Raw genomic sequence first — 15,086 nt, forward strand, 5'->3', positions numbered from 1 at the left:
CCTATGAAACGCCTTACCTCTTCGTTGTTCGTTATTGTCCTGCTGGCGGGCTGTTCAGCCAAGCCGGTATTGGTGAATTACACAGCGCCAGTCGCGACACCGTCAGATTGGTACCCAATACCTGCAGATGCTCCAGCACAGGCTGAGCTGACGTCGCCAGAAGTACCGCGCATTTATCCTGAACTCGAAACATTGGCATCTGTCGCGACAGATCTGCCTTTAACAGTGGACTGGGTTAGCGATAGCCTTGGCAATCGCAGTCTTTTGCTCAACCGCCCCTCTGGCGCTACCTGGGAGTTGCTGGAATCTGCAATGGATCAGCTCGATATAGCAATCTTTGACAAAAATCGCGACGAATACCGGTTTGAATTAGCAATGGACAAACCCAGAAAAGGCTTATTCAATCTGTTCAAAACCAGTGAAGAGTTGAATGTTGTGCTTATTCCAAGGGGTAATTCCACAGTTGTTGCGGTTGAAGGTAAGGACGATATTGCGCCGGAAACGAAAGATGTTGACCGAATACTGAATCAGCTGATGAATCATTTTCAAGCGAACGGCTAGTATGCGGATTGCTTCTTTAGGCAGTGGAAGCAAAGGGAATGCGACACTGGTACAGGCGGCGGATAAAACCTTCTTAATAGACTGCGGCTTTGGCTTGAAAGAAATTGAAGGCCGGCTCAGAAACAGAGGGATCGCGCCTGAATCGTTAAGCGGTATTTTTGTGACCCATGAACATGGAGACCACATTAAAGGCGCGCCTATGCTGGCAAACCGTTACAGCATTCCTCTATGGGCGACACACGGTACTTCTCGGCATTTTAAGCGGGAAGTGCCTTCCAGTATTGTGATGATGCCGAACCAACGATTACAGGTGCACGGCGTCGACATTGAATCCGTTACCGTCCCTCACGACAGTGCTGAACCAAGCCAGTTCATTTTTAGGCACAATGGCTTGAGTTTTGGCATTCTGACTGATTTAGGTTCAATCACCAATCGTGTCAAAAAGGCCTATAACGAATGTCAGCTGCTGATGTTAGAATGCAACCACGATCCTGAGTTGTTGGAAAAAGGACCCTACCCACCCAGTTTAAAACGTCGGGTAGGGGGTGATTTTGGTCACTTGAGTAATGCGCAAGCTGCTCAGTTGCTCGGAAGCATTAACCGAACGCAATTGAAGCAGGTGTTGATTTCGCACATCAGTGAGCAGAATAACGACCCGAATTTAGCCATGGACACTCTCCAACCCGAATTGGATGGTTTCCATACAAAAGTCGAATTATTAACGCAAAATGAAGGCTGCGACTGGATTACGCTGCGCCACCGCGATTAGTCAAAGGCAAAGATAGTCCGGAAACAGAATGTGAGGCTTCACTATGGAAAAAACAGGCGTTCTTTACGCTGGTAAGGCAAAAACGGTTCATACCACGGCGGACCGGGATTTGATGGTTCTTGAATTCCGTAACGATACATCAGCCTTTGATGGGGAAAGAATTGAGCAGTTGGCAAACAAAGGTCGGGTAAATAATCTGTTTAACGCCTTTGTCATGCAGAAATTACAGGGTGCTGGCATTGAAACCCACTTTGTCAAAACCTTATCGGACCACGAATCGCTGGTGCGAAATTTAAAAATGCTGCCGGTTGAATGTGTCGTGCGTAACCGTGCTGCCGGAAGTCTGGTCAGACGATTAGGCGTAGAAGAAGGGCAGGAGTTGAATCCACCTATCTTTGAATTCTTCCTGAAAAATGATGCGTTGCATGACCCAATGGTGAATGATTTTCATATTGAAACCTTTGGTTGGGCCAGTAAAGATCAAATCGCTCAGATGAAAGATCTGACGTTCAAAGTGAATGAAGTGCTGAAATCGCTCTTCGGACAAGGTGATCTGATTTTGGTGGATTACAAACTTGAATTCGGTGTGTTTGATGGTCGGGTTATCCTGGGCGATGAGTTCTCGCCCGATGGTTGCCGGCTATGGGATGCGAAAACCATGGAAAAGATGGATAAAGACCGTTTCCGTCAGGGTTTAGGAAATGTCGTCGAGAGTTATATGGAAGTTGGTCGTCGCATTGGTGTTGAGTTCTGAATGAACCATAGATGAACGGACCGTGTACCCTGGCAGGTATTGCGTTGCAAGGTGAGCTGAATGGTTCTACATTTAACCGGGTGTACTTACTATAAATTCCTAACAGAGAGGAAATGAAAATGAATAAATGGATTGTTGCTGCTGCGATGACCCTGGCGGTGCCGATGGCTTCCGCAAAAGTCCTGATTTCGATCGATGCTGGCGCTGGCTATAACCTGAATGGCATGGGTGAAGGCAGTAATATTGCAAACGACCTGTTTGTATTGGATTCTGACACGGTTGACGCTGGTGCTCCATCTTTTGGTTTGAACCAGGAAGCAAAAAATGGTTTCTATGGCTGGGCGAAAGTGTCAGTACCTCTGTTGCCTGATGTGAAAGTTAAATATGAGTCTTTGGTATTGGAAGGTACGAACAATTTCTCTGTTAGTCAGGATGTGTTTGGTGAAACGTTCACCATGAATGGCGATATTACTTCAAAGCTGGATCTGTCCCATCTGGATTTAGCATTGACTATTGGCTTGCCTCTTCCTGTGGTCGATATCGATTTCGGCATTAACGCTCGCTCCATGTTAGGTGGCTTTAGTGCATCTGAATCGACTGGCACAACGGACCCTGTCGACGCACCATTTTCCATATCTGACAGTGGTGCACCTTTGATCATCCCAATGGGCTATCTCAGTGTTGCTGGAACCATTCCAGGCGTCGGCGTTAAAGTTGGCGGCGAAATCAGTACATTGCCACTGGGAGATACAAACTTTACCGACTGGAATGTGAAGGGCACGTGGTATGCGCCATTACCTACCAATATGCTGGTGAAGTTGGGAGTTGAAGCCGGTTTTCGCAGCTTTAACATGACAATTGGTGATTCCACCGTTGGCATGGACACATCAGACCTGGCGTCAGAAGTCAGTGTTAGTGGCTTCTTCTTAGGCGCAGCAATGCATTTCTAAGCCGGTTTGAAAGCCAATTCAGAAACCCGCCAGTGCGCGGGTTTTTTTGTGTCATTGATTTAGGGCACGCCTGAATTCAGGTTCGTTCAGTAGATCCGTCAGCAGAAAAATAAAGGCCGCTGCGTCCAGTTTGAGTGTACTTGCAACAGCCTCTATTGTTTTCTGAAGTGATTGCAAAGGGAAATCACAGGCGGTGAGATTCAGCGGTTCCATATTCCAATCAGACAAGCTGTAAGAGTCGATCGTGGTGTCATAGAGCACGGTAATATCTGTATGGCGTTTATCGGTGCGGATTTTTTTCAACAAAGAGGTCAGCTCTTCGGATGGACCTTCTAAAACTTGCACGAAACACTTGCCCGTAAAAAACAGCACGCCATGAATGTTATGAGCTGAATTATAGCCCCGGGATCTGTTAAAAATATCGTTCAGCACTTTGTCGATATCGATCCCCGGGGCGGGTTTGCTTTTGTAAGCAAGTAATTTCATGAGGGCTTTCTCTTTGTCTTAGGGATTCATGCTCACCATTGTTTCTGATTAATCAGCATAGCATCAATTAGGAATCCGTCTTCGCGCCTGTGCTAGTATTTGGCTGGTGATTGTCGGCAATTTCAATGGAGTGCCCTTATGCAGCCCGTATTGTTGAGCCAACAGGTCCGGGACACTGAGCAACGCTGGGCAAATCAACATAGGCGAGAAACCTGGCCGTTGATGGCGAGGGCTGCGACCAGTTTCGTGCGCCAATTCCTTCCGGCGATATCCCCTGGTCCCGTTCTGATGTTGGTGGGCAGTGGTAACAACGGTGGCGACGGCTACCTGATTGCCAAAATGCTCCTTGATGAGCGGGTCAAGGTCCAGTTGGTTAACCCTTTGGGTCCGCCTGCTGCCCATCTGGATGCCGCCAAAGCCCGTGAATTGTTTTTAAACGCCGGTGGTCAGGAGAACACTGAATTACCTGGCAGGACGTTTCATTGCGTGATTGACGCGTTATTTGGCAGTGGGTTATCGCGCGTTTTAAGCGATTCGATGGTTGCGCTTATAGAGCGAGTGAATGCCTTAGAGTTGCCGACTTATAGTGTGGATGTGCCCTCGGGTCTGAATGCCGATACTGGTGTTGAAATGCCGGTTGCGATCCGTGCCCGAGCAACACATTCCTTTATTGCCTTGAAGCCGGGGTTGCTGACAGCGCAAGGTCCCTCAGTGTGTGGGCAACTGACGCTCGATACACTAGGAGTGCCAGTAGATTCTGCTTGGTACTACGATACACAGGTCACTTTACCCGCTCGAGTGGGTAATACGTACAAATCGCAGCACGGAATCGTACGTGTGATTGGTGGCCGTCTGAACATGGCGGGTGCGGCCATTATCTCGGCATCCTCAGCGCTGAAGGCAGGCGCGGGGCGAGTTTATGTCTGTTGTGATCCGGTTTACTTTCCAGCTGCAATTGCCACCGCCCCTGAATTGATGATGCAGGATGATGTCACCGAGTCGACTCTCTCGGACAGCATAACTGTGATTGGTCCTGGACTTGGCCGAGATGACTTTGCAAGCCAATTACTGCAGAAGGTGATTGGGCATCCTCAGGCGAGGGGTATATTAGATGCGGACGCCTTGCGCTTGGTGGCAGGCCAGGATCTACCCTTTAATGGAGCCAACTGGGTACTTACTCCGCATGAGGGGGAGGCCGCTGCATTATTGAAATGGCCGGTTGATCAAGTTCAGCGGGATCGGGTCAAGGCAGTCCTTGCCTTGCAGGAAAAGTTTCAGACAACGGTCGTTTTGAAGGGCGCCGGGTCACTTGTCATTGCCAACGATAGTACACTGAACTTCTGCCATGCGGGGAATCCGGCGATGGCGACACCCGGTATGGGCGATTGCCTGGCCGGTGTAATCGGGGCTTTGGCTGCGCAGGGCATGCCATTAATCGCCGCTGCCAAAACGGGTGTTAATTGGCACGCAAGCTTGGGGGCAGAGTTGGCGAAAACGCGTCGAGTGGTATTAGCGACCGACATTATTCAGCGCTTAGGCGCGTTTCTCTAATTATTGGAAGGGCATGAGGAAAATTGTTTTACCTTCGCACATTCGCACCAATACCTTCGTGGGTAACGTTCGACATAGCACGATAGTGCTTTCACTTTTCCGCCTTGCCCCCTGCGCGAATGTTTTGCGCTTTACTTATCTCATGTCACACACGGACCACTAGGGTGTTGCAGACCAGGTGCCACCTAAGTTATTGGTGCATTGACCGCGGACTCTTGCCTGTTTTTCTTCGAATGTCTCAACATTGTTCGGCCGTAGTGGGTTTACATACTGAAAAATCCGCACTTCATTACTGATAATCGTGCAAACACCCAGCAATTCACCGTCATTCTGAGTCTGGTGCGCGCAGGGGGCCGGTGATTGTTCCAAAATCACGGATGACGAGTTCAGAATATCGCATTCGCCCAGAGTGGAGCCGTTTTGCGCTTCTTCGCAAAGGTTTTGCGTGTTTGCATTCATGGCCAAAGCCGGTGTGATACAGCTCCCTTCGCCGCCAAAAACGGGTTCATCGGTGTCATTTGCCCAGAGTTGGATGATATACCCCTGCGTCCGGGATAGGCCGGTAGGGTCGGTGGCGGTTATCACCCAAATCTGTTGGCCGCTGAGTTCGATGGTCGTGGAGACTATAGCGCCGTCAAAAGACTGTGTTGTTCCATCAGTCAACGTGAGCTCGTGGCGGAACGTAAGTTCGCCATTCAAACTGGAACTGCCGGAGGCATTCACGGAGACGGTTGTTGGCGCATAAGTAGGCTGACTCGGTGAGATGACCGCCGCCAAACTGATTGCGCTTCGACTGGGGACATTGGCAGGGATTCCTAGGGCATTTTGATAATCGGAATTGGACAATGTGTAGCCTTCCAGGCTGACGGAGCGGTCAAGGCGTGACAGAGGCGCCCGGGTCAGTTCATTTCCGTTGTTGTCAAACAGGATGACATCATCCTCTGTCACCACAAACTGGATATGGTCAAATAACTGGTCTAGCGCATCAATGGTTGGGTCGGCCACATAGACATCATCAAACGGGCTGCGGCCAGGTGGCCAAGCATCGCCTGCGAGGGCATCAAGCTGGTCGACAATCTGGCTCTCCACGCTGGATGAAAAAGCTTCCAAAACGCTGCCAGCGCAATCTGAGTCTTGAGCGCAAGCATCGATAGAAAGGTTCTTCTGGCTGCGCGACCAGATATCCAGAACAGTGTGCGTTCCGGGGTTGATATTCACTAGGGTGGTGGTTATGGCTTCGTCCAGTCGGTATCGACTATAAAGGCGCACGGTGGAACCGTCAGCCTCGGGTATATCCGTCCACATAAGTGAACTGTTACTTACCGTGGATGCGAGTAAATAATTGCCATCCGCATCTGCTCGGGCGCAGACATCGGCGATGCAGTTTGCCGACCAGCTGCCAGCTCTCCCTAGAGCGCTGGTGCCTGCAATGGTTCTGCTTACAGCCGGGGTCTCATCGCCGGTTGGGTCTGAGTCGGCCGCATTGCCGCAGCCGCTCATCATTGTGACCGTGTAATATAAGGCGAGGAATAGCGTCAATAACTTGTTCATATTTCAACTCTAGCAATAAACTTGCCGGTTCAATCCGACTATTTTGGTTTTTTTTGTCATTATTTGAACTCAATAACAGTCAAAGCATGAAATGGCTGTAATACTTAGCGTTCTGTATCGGGCATTGCGTCATCTCTTTCACCAGACATTCATTTAAACAACTAACAATTATTGACTGAGTTTTAAGCCGAATTGGCAGACTCAGGCTAGCAGGAGACTTTTTTATGGATTGGTGGGTTTTTATTGAAGGCCAACCGGTATTGACCGGATTTATCTGGGTAATCTTTATCATCATTCTCTTATATTTTGCTCGAAACGCGGTACATACAGCCTTGTTCCGCATTTCGAGACTGGCGGCCGCAATTTTGCGATTGCAAGCCAAAGCCTTGGCGCGCGTTATTCAGAACCTGCGGGAACGCAACCGGGAGGTTTTGCTTGAAATGGGTAAAGGACAGCTGGAACGTAAATTGAACCGCGATTTTCATCGGGTTAATGAAATTGTGACCAACGATTTAGGCAACTACCCCGATCTGCAGAAAACGATGTCGGCATTGGTCACCAAGCTAGAGGAAGACTATCACCGCTCCGCCGAAACGCCGCCTCCGTCACCGGATTGGATTGAAGCCATAGAGGCTATTGTTAATCTCAAAGAGGCGCAAAAAGGTAATCCGGTCATCGTGAAAGTTCTTGAAGACCTATACGCCAGCTTGGAAGGGCAGCAGAAGAAAACGCTGGATTCCTATCGGGATGGGGTGTCAGCCCGGCATAAGTTGCTGCATGCCATGATGCCGCAGTGGCGTAAACTGAATAATGCCGTCGAGCGGGTCGGTGGATCGATGAAAAACCTGATCATTCAGGCGGAAGAAATTGATAAAAACATGGACCAGTATCGGGAAATCAACGCGGGATCAGACAAAGCTCAGCGTATGTTGCGCGTATCGTCCCTGCGTGAGTTTTCTGTGTCCGTCTTTTGGATGGCGATTTTCGCCGGTGGGGCTTTTTTCAACTTCCACCTGATTTCCTTACCGATGTCTGAAATGGTCGGGGCAGGCTCACGTATTGGCGCTTTCACGGTCGCAGAAGTCTCAGCCTTAATGATCGTTCTCATCGAAATCGCTATTGGTATGCTGTTAATGGAAGTCCTGCATATTACGCGTATGTTTCCGGCTTTTGGTACGTTAGATGAGCGCAAGCGCCGTATTTTGTTCTGGACCTTGCTTGGCTTTATTTTTGTGTTTGCTTCCATTGAATCTGGTCTTGCTTTCATGCGGGATCAGATCGCGAGTGATAATGCCGCGCTGAGAAGTCTGTTAGTTGGAGGGGAATCGGTTGCTATTGAGTCGAGTACGGCCATTTCTACCTTTATTCCGCAAGCTGCTCAGATGTTGTTGGGCTTTCTGCTGCCGTTTGTCCTGATATTTGTCGCGATTCCTTTTGAAACGTTTGTGGAAAGTGGCCGGATATTGCTGGCTGACCTCGCAATTCAGCTACTGCATGTGGTTATTTTGGTCATGCGCTTGCTGGCGACGGCGTTGCGCTATACCACCGATATTCTGTTAGCACTGTATGACATTATCGTCAGCATTCCGTTATGGATCGAACATAAGTTGTCCGGCAGAACGGAAAAACAACCCGACACAGACACCAAAACCAAACTGGCTAAGGAAGTATGATGAAGCGTATTTTATGGTCCATCTTTTTGACACTGGTGTTGGTCTCTTGCAGCAGTGAGCAGGCAAACCCTTACCGCGGTGTGTATCTGCTGTTGGATACATCGGGTACTTATACAGAAGAGTTGAAAAAAGCACAGCAGATTATCAATTATTATCTTGGTACTCTCACCGCAGGGGACTCTTTTGCGGTTGCGCGCATCGACAGTGGCAGCTTCAGCGAAAAGGACATCATTGCGAAAGTCACCTTTGATGGCCGTCCCAGCCAGATGAACGCTCAGAAAAGAGAGTTTGCCAACGCGGTAAACAACTTCGTTGAATCGGTTGAAAGTGCACAATATACGGATATTTCCGGAGGTTTGCTGCAAGCGGTAGAGTTTTTGAATGAGACCGGAGCCGGGCAAAAGTATATTCTGGTTTATTCAGACCTTCGCGAAGAGTTGCCGGATGGCTACAAACGGGATTTTGACTATGACCTGGAAGGGTTTAACGTGTTCGCACTGAATGTGACGAAACTGCGTGAAGATAATGTTGATCCGACCATTTACCTGAATCGCTTGGGTGATTGGCAACATAAAGTGGAATCTGGCGGAGGCGTTTGGCATGTCGTCAATGACCTCGACCGTACCGAAGCGCTGGCACTGAACTGAGCGTCAGGGTCCGGTAAACCTACTGGTTTGGTTGGCTGTCAGTCGGTAGACTCCGGCAGATTTTATTGAAAATAAACACAGGGCTCAGCCCTGTTTTTTTACGAAGAAAGGATAGTGAATGAAATTTTCTAAAGTTAAGCATCTGGCCTATGTCGCCGGTCTGACGATGGTCATTACTGGTTGTGCTCAGGCGGTCGATAAAGACGTTGCACTGGATACTGACGAACAGAAGGCTGCGTATGGTATTGGTTATGGTTTCGCAGCGAACTTAAAAAGTCAGACTGAGGGTTTGGAACTGAGCACTGAAGCGCTGATCAAAGGCATTTCCGATGCGATGGCAGAAGCAGACATGGCAGTAACCGAAGAAGCCATTCAAGCATCCATTTCTGCTTTGCAAACCAAGCAGATGGAAACTCAACAGGCTGCTGCAGCAGAAAAATCTGCTGCCGCTCGTGCTGCTGGTGAAGAGTTTCTGGCCGAAAATGGCAAAAAAGATGGTGTTGTGACCACTGAATCTGGCTTGCAGTATGAAGTTATCACTCGTGGGGACAGCGACAACCGCCCAACCGCGGACAATACTGTGAAAGTGCACTACCACGGCACCTTAATCGACGGTACGGTTTTTGACAGTTCTGTTGAACGCGGTGAGCCTATCGAGTTTCCGCTCGGTGGTGTGATCGCTGGTTGGACTGAAGGTGTGCAGTTGATGGCTGTCGGTGACAAATATCGCTTCTTCATTCCAGCGAATCTGGCTTATGGCGACAACCAGGCAAGTCCTCTTATTCCGCCTGGTTCAACGTTGATTTTTGAAGTTGAATTGCTTGATGTAATCTAATCGGCAAGTGCTGATGTAAAAGCCTCCGTTATGGGGGCTTTTTTTTGTCTCACGCCTGGCCATTGGTCGTTCTGTTCCTGAAAACGAAATGAGTTATCTGAAATTCTTGCGTTGATTGAAACGAAGGCCAATCTACAATGCCATCACCTGAATCGTTAAAACGGAGTCTGAATGACAGTTCTGCAATTTGTCAGCGCGTTAATGCCAGTCCTGGCCGTATTTGGTTTGCTGGTTGTACTGCGCATGCCCGCGACCCGCGCCATGCCATTGAGCTTGCTCGCAACCGCTGCGATGGCTTTCTTTGTATGGCAGGTGCCCGCTGTGCAATTAACGGCGTCAGTATTAGAGGGTTGGGTTATCGCGCTGACTATCGTCTGGATCGTGTTCGGTGCGATCTTGTTGTTGAATACGCTGCAGTACAGCGGCGCTATCAGTGTCATACGGGCTGGGTTCACGCGCATTACCGCAGATCGGCGCATTCAAGTGGTGATTATTGGCTGGCTTTTTGTGTCCTTCCTGGAGGGCGCATCGGGATTCGGAACCCCTGCAGCGATTGTTGCGCCGCTGCTCGTGGCCTTGGGCTTTCCGCCATTGGCGGCTGTTGTTCTGGCGCTGATTGCGGACAGTTCCTCGGTGTCTTTTGGTGCCGTTGGGACCCCAGCAATTGTCGGAATTGGTCGCGGCGTGGAAGGTATATCGGCAGAGATGATTCAACAAATTTCTGTGCAGGCAATGGCGCTGGATATTCTGGTCGCCTCGTTTTTACCGCTTATCATGGTCGTGATTTTGACGCGGTTTTTCGGCCCGAATCGATCTGTTCTGGAAGGCTTGGCTGCAGCGCCATTTGCCCTGTTTGGTGGTCTCGCTTTTACCGTTCCTGCTTGGTTCGTCGCTAAGTTTTTGGGGCCGGAATTTCCGTCTATTTTTGGCGCGCTGGTCGGTATGGTGCTGACCACGGTAGCGGCAAGAGTCGGGTTTCTGATGCCCAGGAAAATCTGGTCATTTGAGCAAGACGCGGAGTCGACGTCAGCTAACATAGAGGCAGACAACATCCCGTTGTGGATGGCCTGGGTGCCTTATTTGCTGGTGGTCGCACTCTTGGTGATAACTCGATTAGACTTTCTTCCGTTGAAAGGGTGGCTGGTTGCCACAGCGGTATCTTGGCCGAACATCCTCGGTACAGACGTCAGCGTCACCGCCCATACACTATATTTGCCCGGCACGGTCTTCGTGTTGGTGTCCCTAATGACTATATTTCTGCATCGCAAGCGAATTGATCAGGTAAAGCAGGCGTGGGTGAAGTCGGTAACGTCACTAGGTCCCACCCTGATCGCTCTGGGCGCTTCAGTCCCTATGGTGCGAATCTTTTTGAATTCGGCTGAAAACAGTGCGTCTCTTTCTAGTATGCCCATTGAATTGGCCACACTGGCGGCTGAAACGTTCTCGGGTGCGTGGCCATTGTTTGCGCCACTTGTCGGCGCGTTGGGTTCTTTCATTGCAGGCAGTGCCACATTCTCCAACATGATGTTTGCAGGGTTGCAACAGTCGACCGCCGTCGAGTTGGGATTGAGCGAGCAGGTGATGTTGGCGTTGCAGATGATCGGAGCGAATGCGGGCAATATGATTTGCGTCGTTAATGTGGTCGCTGCAGCCTCCGTCGTTAATCTGGTGGGTAAAGAAGGGCAGATTATTCGGTTTACTTTGGTGCCGATGCTTTATTACAGCTTTGGTGCTGGCCTGATTGCTATGCTGTTTCTGGCTTGAATGGGCAAATAATAATGGCCGAGGTCCGCTGATGGACTTTGGCCAAGTTGTCTGAACTGCTAGATTTATGAGGCATAAAAAAGGCGTATCCGAAGATACGCCTTTTTATTTGGCTCCCCGAGCTGGACTCGAACCAGCGACCAATAGATTAACAGTCTACTGCTCTACCAACTGAGCTATCGAGGAACAACGGAGGCGTATTTTAGAGATGCGCGCCAAAGTGTCAATACCTAATTTATTGTTTTTTTTAGGTTTTTCCGAAATAAGTGGCTTGTCGGTTAATAAATATACGACGCAGGAGTAACCCTATGGTTTCGGTTCCTTCGTCCGTAATAAAGGTTCTGCCTGAGCCAAGGATTCAAACAGAGAAATCCGGCATTGTTTTTGCTCTATCTCTAACAGAGTACTTAAAACGTCAAAAATTCGATGAGGTAGGCTATGGTAACTCTGGAAATGGTGGATGCTGGTGTCAAAATCGCGGCAGGTATGATTGTCAGTGGTTTGTTGTTTCTGGTGTATTTGCGTCGTCATCAGGCGATTGACAGCCGCGCGGAGGCGGAAATTCGTCGTCGACGCGAATTGTTTGAGCAGGTAGCCGCCAATGTTGGGCGGGTACATTATGTGTATCAACACTATCTTGCCCTTGCGACTGAGTTTACTCGCTATGGTCAACACTGGCCTAAATCGCGACGCGACGAATTGGCCCGGGTAGGGGATGAACTGGCCGAGGTATTTCATGCTCTGACTGAGGCCGAAAGTACCCTGTTGTTGTTGGGTGAAAAGCGTTTGGAGCGTTCCTTACGTATTTACGGTGCCAAAATTGTGAATCTCCGCCGTCAGATCTATGCCGAAAAACAGACCCTAACCGGTGAAGAGATACATCTACTGGATGACGTTAAGAAGGAAATCTCCCAGTTGAAAGAGAGTTTCTTTGACGCTTTGAGTGTTCGATACATGCCGAAAAAGGCCGTGAATTGATGGCCGAAAAGCCCTGTAAACGCTGCCAGCAGATCCGCTACGGTTCGTTTTTGTTCGTTATTCTGCTATTGCTCGGTTATGGTTTACTGAAGACTGCAGGGTAAATGTTTCCGTTCGGGCATGTGGCTGTTGGGTACCCGTAGAAAGTACCGTGCAGAGTTAGACGGTCTTTCTCGAGGTGCCCTTCAGTATTGGGCATGATTTCTCGCTGATGACAGGGTATCATGCCGCCCCAATTTGCTTCAGCAGGCATCCGTTCGTGACGCAAGCCTTATTTGATTATCCTTCCTATTCTCCGGGATTTGGCCTGGCCAATGGCCATTTGCAGTCGATTTTACCGTCCTTGTTCCGGCAAGTTGAGGTTCCTTTTGTTCGATCGGTATTGGAATTGGATGATGGGGATTTTCTGCTGTTGGATACCCTGACCCAAACGCAAAAGGATGCCCCGTGGGTGGTTATCAGCCACGGGTTAGAAGGGTCAAGCAGGCGCCATTACGTTACCGGAATGGCGAAGCACTTTTATCAGGCAGGTTGGAATGTACAGGCCTGGAATTTTCGGTCTTGTGGCGGTCAATTGAATCGCCTGCCTCGGTTCTATCACAGCGGTGCCATTGACGATTTAAAACGGGTTATCGCTCATGTGATCACTTCCCATCAGGCTCAGCGGGTTTTCTTGGTCGGGTTCAGTATGGGGGGGAATCAAACCGTTTTGACTCTGGGTGATGCTGAGTTGCCCGACCAGGTTATTGGGGGTGCCGGGTTCAGTGTGCCTTTAGATCTAGCCAGTTGTGCCGATGAATTGGCCAGGCCGGCCCAGGCTGTCTACATGCGTCGGTTTTTGAAAGATTTGAAACCAAAGATTGCCGCCAAAGCCGAACAGTTTCCTGAACGTGTGTCCTTGGAGGGTTACGAAGAGATTAAAAGTTTTCATCAATTTGATGACCGCTATACTGCTCCGTTACATGGCTTTAATGATGCGCAGGATTATTGGACTCAGTGCTCCGGCCGAAATGCGCTTCCGTACCTTCGCAAACCAACCTTAATTGTTAATGCGGCGGACGACCCATTTTTATCGGGGCGTTGCTATGACTGCAATCTGAGCAATCGTTCGACCCATCTGTTTCTTGAAACACCGAGTAGCGGAGGTCATGTCGGCTTTGCGCGATGGAGGCTCAACAGCGAACTGTGGTCTGAACAGCGCGCGCTTGCCTTTGCTAATCACCTATTGGAGTAAACGAATTGATGTCAGCCTTGTTACTCTACTGTCGACCGGGATTTGAAAAAGAATGTTTGGCTGAGTTGACCGAAGCAGCCAGCACCAAGGGTGTATTTGGTTGGGCAAATTTGGAAACTCATTCCGGATTCGTATTGTATGAAACCGAGTCCGCCGATGTTGTTTATGACCTGGTGCCTGAGCTGGTATTCAGTCGCGATGCCTGGCCTGTTTTTTCTCGATTACATGACCTGGACCCGGTCGACCGGCTGTCGCCTATTATTGAAGCAGTCAAGGCGTTTCTCGCCGAGCAAAACTATAATCAGTTTGGCGATGTGAGTTGTGAGTTTGCGGAAGGCGATGTTTATCGGGCAACGTCGAAGTTTGCTGGAAAGTTCGTCCATCCGGTACGTCAGGCTCTGCGCAAAGCGCACCTGCTCAGTAAAAAAGAAGACTCTTCCAAGCCAGCGTTGCATCTTTTTTTCAAGGATTCATCTCAGGTTTTGATCGGTGCTGACAAACCCAGGTTACGTACTGTGTGGCCTATGGGAATCGCTCGTTTAAGGTTTCCATCGAGCGCACCAAGTCGCAGTACATTGAAGCTGGAAGAAGCCTTCATTTATTTTTTGGGTAACGATTGGCGCCAACAATTGGAAAACTGCCACACCGCTGTAGATTTGGGTGCTTCGCCGGGAGGCTGGACCTGGCAATTGGTCAATCAGAAAATGAATGTGTACGCGATCGACAACGGTCCGATGGATCAGGCGTTACTGGATACTGGGCTTGTGGATCACTTGCTTGAAGACGGCTTTGTTTGGAAACCGGCTAAAACCGTCGACTGGTTGGTATGTGATATGGTTGAGAAGCCGCTGCGGGTGGCAAAACTGATGTACGAGTGGTTACATCAACGGCATGCGCGATACGCGATTTTTAACTTGAAACTTCCCATGAAAAAGCGCTTTCACGAGTGGGCGGACATTAAGGAACAGCTCGAATCCCAGATGGCCGTTCAGCATCCGCGCGCAATACTGCGGGCCAAGCACCTGTACCACGATCGTGAGGAAATAACCGTGTTTCTTGATTTGAGGAATCAAAACGGATGACGACACCTGATTCTAAAGTGGTTCTGGATACTCGTGGATTACGTTGCCCAGAACCGGTCATGATGCTGCACCGCCAGATACGTAAAGTGGAGGTCGGTGAGGTGATTTTAGTGTTGGCAACTGACCCGGCAACTCAGCGTGATATCCCGCAGTTCTGTGAATTCTTACCTCACCTGTTATTAGCGCAGGCCAATGATCAGGGTGAATTTCAATACTGGATTCAGAAAGGTGCCCGCGACTGATTTTGCGGG

Annotated in this window: 15 protein-coding genes and 1 tRNA gene; 13 read left to right on the plus strand and 3 right to left on the minus strand. The window is 49.5% G+C overall.

The features are described from left to right. The first annotated feature begins 3 nt into the window (after positions 1-3). The 4 genes from IYN85_RS02745 (at position 4) to IYN85_RS02760 (ending at position 3,034) form a co-directional block, all read left to right on the plus strand. A complete protein-coding gene (locus tag IYN85_RS02745; protein ID WP_196157304.1) occupies positions 4-561 on the plus strand; it encodes a hypothetical protein in 558 nt (185 codons plus the stop codon). Between the two features lies 1 nt (position 562). After that, positions 563-1,330: an MBL fold metallo-hydrolase gene (locus tag IYN85_RS02750; RefSeq protein WP_196157305.1), complete on the plus strand. Its 768-nt coding sequence runs from the start codon at positions 563-565 to the stop codon at positions 1,328-1,330. A gap of 43 nt (positions 1,331-1,373) precedes the next feature. Beyond that, on the plus strand, positions 1,374-2,084 hold the full coding sequence (purC, locus tag IYN85_RS02755; RefSeq protein WP_196157306.1) for a phosphoribosylaminoimidazolesuccinocarboxamide synthase: 711 nt from the start codon (positions 1,374-1,376) through the stop codon (positions 2,082-2,084). A gap of 119 nt (positions 2,085-2,203) precedes the next feature. After that, positions 2,204-3,034 carry a TIGR04219 family outer membrane beta-barrel protein gene (locus IYN85_RS02760; protein ID WP_196157307.1) on the plus strand — a complete coding sequence of 277 codons (831 nt, stop codon included), beginning with the start codon at positions 2,204-2,206 and terminating at the stop codon, positions 3,032-3,034. Between the two features lie 51 nt (positions 3,035-3,085). On the opposite strand, the gene IYN85_RS02765 is transcribed toward IYN85_RS02760, so the two are convergent. Next, a complete protein-coding gene (locus tag IYN85_RS02765; protein ID WP_196157308.1) occupies positions 3,086-3,520 on the minus strand; it encodes a BLUF domain-containing protein in 435 nt (144 codons plus the stop codon). 138 nt (positions 3,521-3,658) lie between these two features. Between IYN85_RS02765 and IYN85_RS02770 the strand changes: the two genes are divergently transcribed. After that, positions 3,659-5,071 (plus strand): NAD(P)H-hydrate dehydratase, encoded by a 1,413-nt coding sequence (locus IYN85_RS02770; protein WP_196157309.1) that lies wholly within the window; start codon positions 3,659-3,661, stop codon positions 5,069-5,071. Positions 5,072-5,230: 159 nt separating this feature from the next. Here IYN85_RS02770 and IYN85_RS02775 read toward each other — a convergent pair whose 3' ends face one another. Then, complete coding sequence (locus IYN85_RS02775) at positions 5,231-6,622, minus strand: hypothetical protein (RefSeq protein WP_196157310.1); 1,392 nt, start codon at positions 6,620-6,622, stop codon at positions 5,231-5,233. A 224-nt stretch (positions 6,623-6,846) separates the two neighbouring features. Here IYN85_RS02775 and IYN85_RS02780 point away from each other — a divergent pair, with 224 nt between their 5' ends. The 4 genes from IYN85_RS02780 to IYN85_RS02795 all read left to right on the plus strand — a co-directional run bounded on the left by IYN85_RS02780 (position 6,847) and on the right by IYN85_RS02795 (position 11,541). Further along, positions 6,847-8,295, plus strand: a complete 1,449-nt coding sequence (locus IYN85_RS02780) for a hypothetical protein (RefSeq protein WP_196157311.1) — start codon at positions 6,847-6,849, stop codon at positions 8,293-8,295. Next, positions 8,295-8,942, plus strand: a complete 648-nt coding sequence (locus IYN85_RS02785) for a vWA domain-containing protein (RefSeq protein WP_196157312.1) — start codon at positions 8,295-8,297, stop codon at positions 8,940-8,942. Before IYN85_RS02780 ends, IYN85_RS02785 begins: the two co-directional genes overlap by 1 nt. Before the next feature lie 166 nt (positions 8,943-9,108). Next, the gene (locus IYN85_RS02790; protein ID WP_304627151.1) at positions 9,109-9,777 is read left to right on the plus strand and encodes an FKBP-type peptidyl-prolyl cis-trans isomerase; all 669 of its coding nucleotides are present in this window, start codon (positions 9,109-9,111) and stop codon (positions 9,775-9,777) included. Between the two features lie 171 nt (positions 9,778-9,948). After that, on the plus strand, positions 9,949-11,541 hold the full coding sequence (locus IYN85_RS02795) for an L-lactate permease (protein WP_196157314.1): 1,593 nt from the start codon (positions 9,949-9,951) through the stop codon (positions 11,539-11,541). Between the two features lie 110 nt (positions 11,542-11,651). Here IYN85_RS02795 and IYN85_RS02800 read toward each other — a convergent pair. Further along, positions 11,652-11,727: transfer RNA gene (locus tag IYN85_RS02800), tRNA-Asn, on the minus strand. A 252-nt stretch (positions 11,728-11,979) separates the two neighbouring features. On the opposite strand from IYN85_RS02800, the gene IYN85_RS02805 reads away from it, so the two are divergent. The 4 genes from IYN85_RS02805 to tusA all read left to right on the plus strand — a co-directional run bounded on the left by IYN85_RS02805 (position 11,980) and on the right by tusA (position 15,077). Next, positions 11,980-12,519 carry an energy transducer TonB gene (locus tag IYN85_RS02805; RefSeq protein WP_196157315.1) on the plus strand — a complete coding sequence of 180 codons (540 nt, stop codon included), beginning with the start codon at positions 11,980-11,982 and terminating at the stop codon, positions 12,517-12,519. 259 nt (positions 12,520-12,778) lie between these two features. Next, on the plus strand, positions 12,779-13,753 hold the full coding sequence (locus tag IYN85_RS02810) for a YheT family hydrolase (protein ID WP_370592148.1): 975 nt from the start codon (positions 12,779-12,781) through the stop codon (positions 13,751-13,753). An 8-nt stretch (positions 13,754-13,761) separates the two neighbouring features. Then, the gene (rlmM, locus tag IYN85_RS02815) at positions 13,762-14,835 is read left to right on the plus strand and encodes a 23S rRNA (cytidine(2498)-2'-O)-methyltransferase RlmM (protein ID WP_196157317.1); all 1,074 of its coding nucleotides are present in this window, start codon (positions 13,762-13,764) and stop codon (positions 14,833-14,835) included. Next, a complete protein-coding gene (gene tusA, locus IYN85_RS02820) occupies positions 14,832-15,077 on the plus strand; it encodes a sulfurtransferase TusA (RefSeq protein ID WP_196157318.1) in 246 nt (81 codons plus the stop codon). Before rlmM ends, tusA begins: the two co-directional genes overlap by 4 nt. The last annotated feature ends 9 nt before the right edge of the window (positions 15,078-15,086 follow it).

It is taken from the genome of Reinekea sp. G2M2-21 (assembly GCF_015687175.1).
GTDB lineage: Bacteria > Pseudomonadota > Gammaproteobacteria > Pseudomonadales > Natronospirillaceae > Reinekea.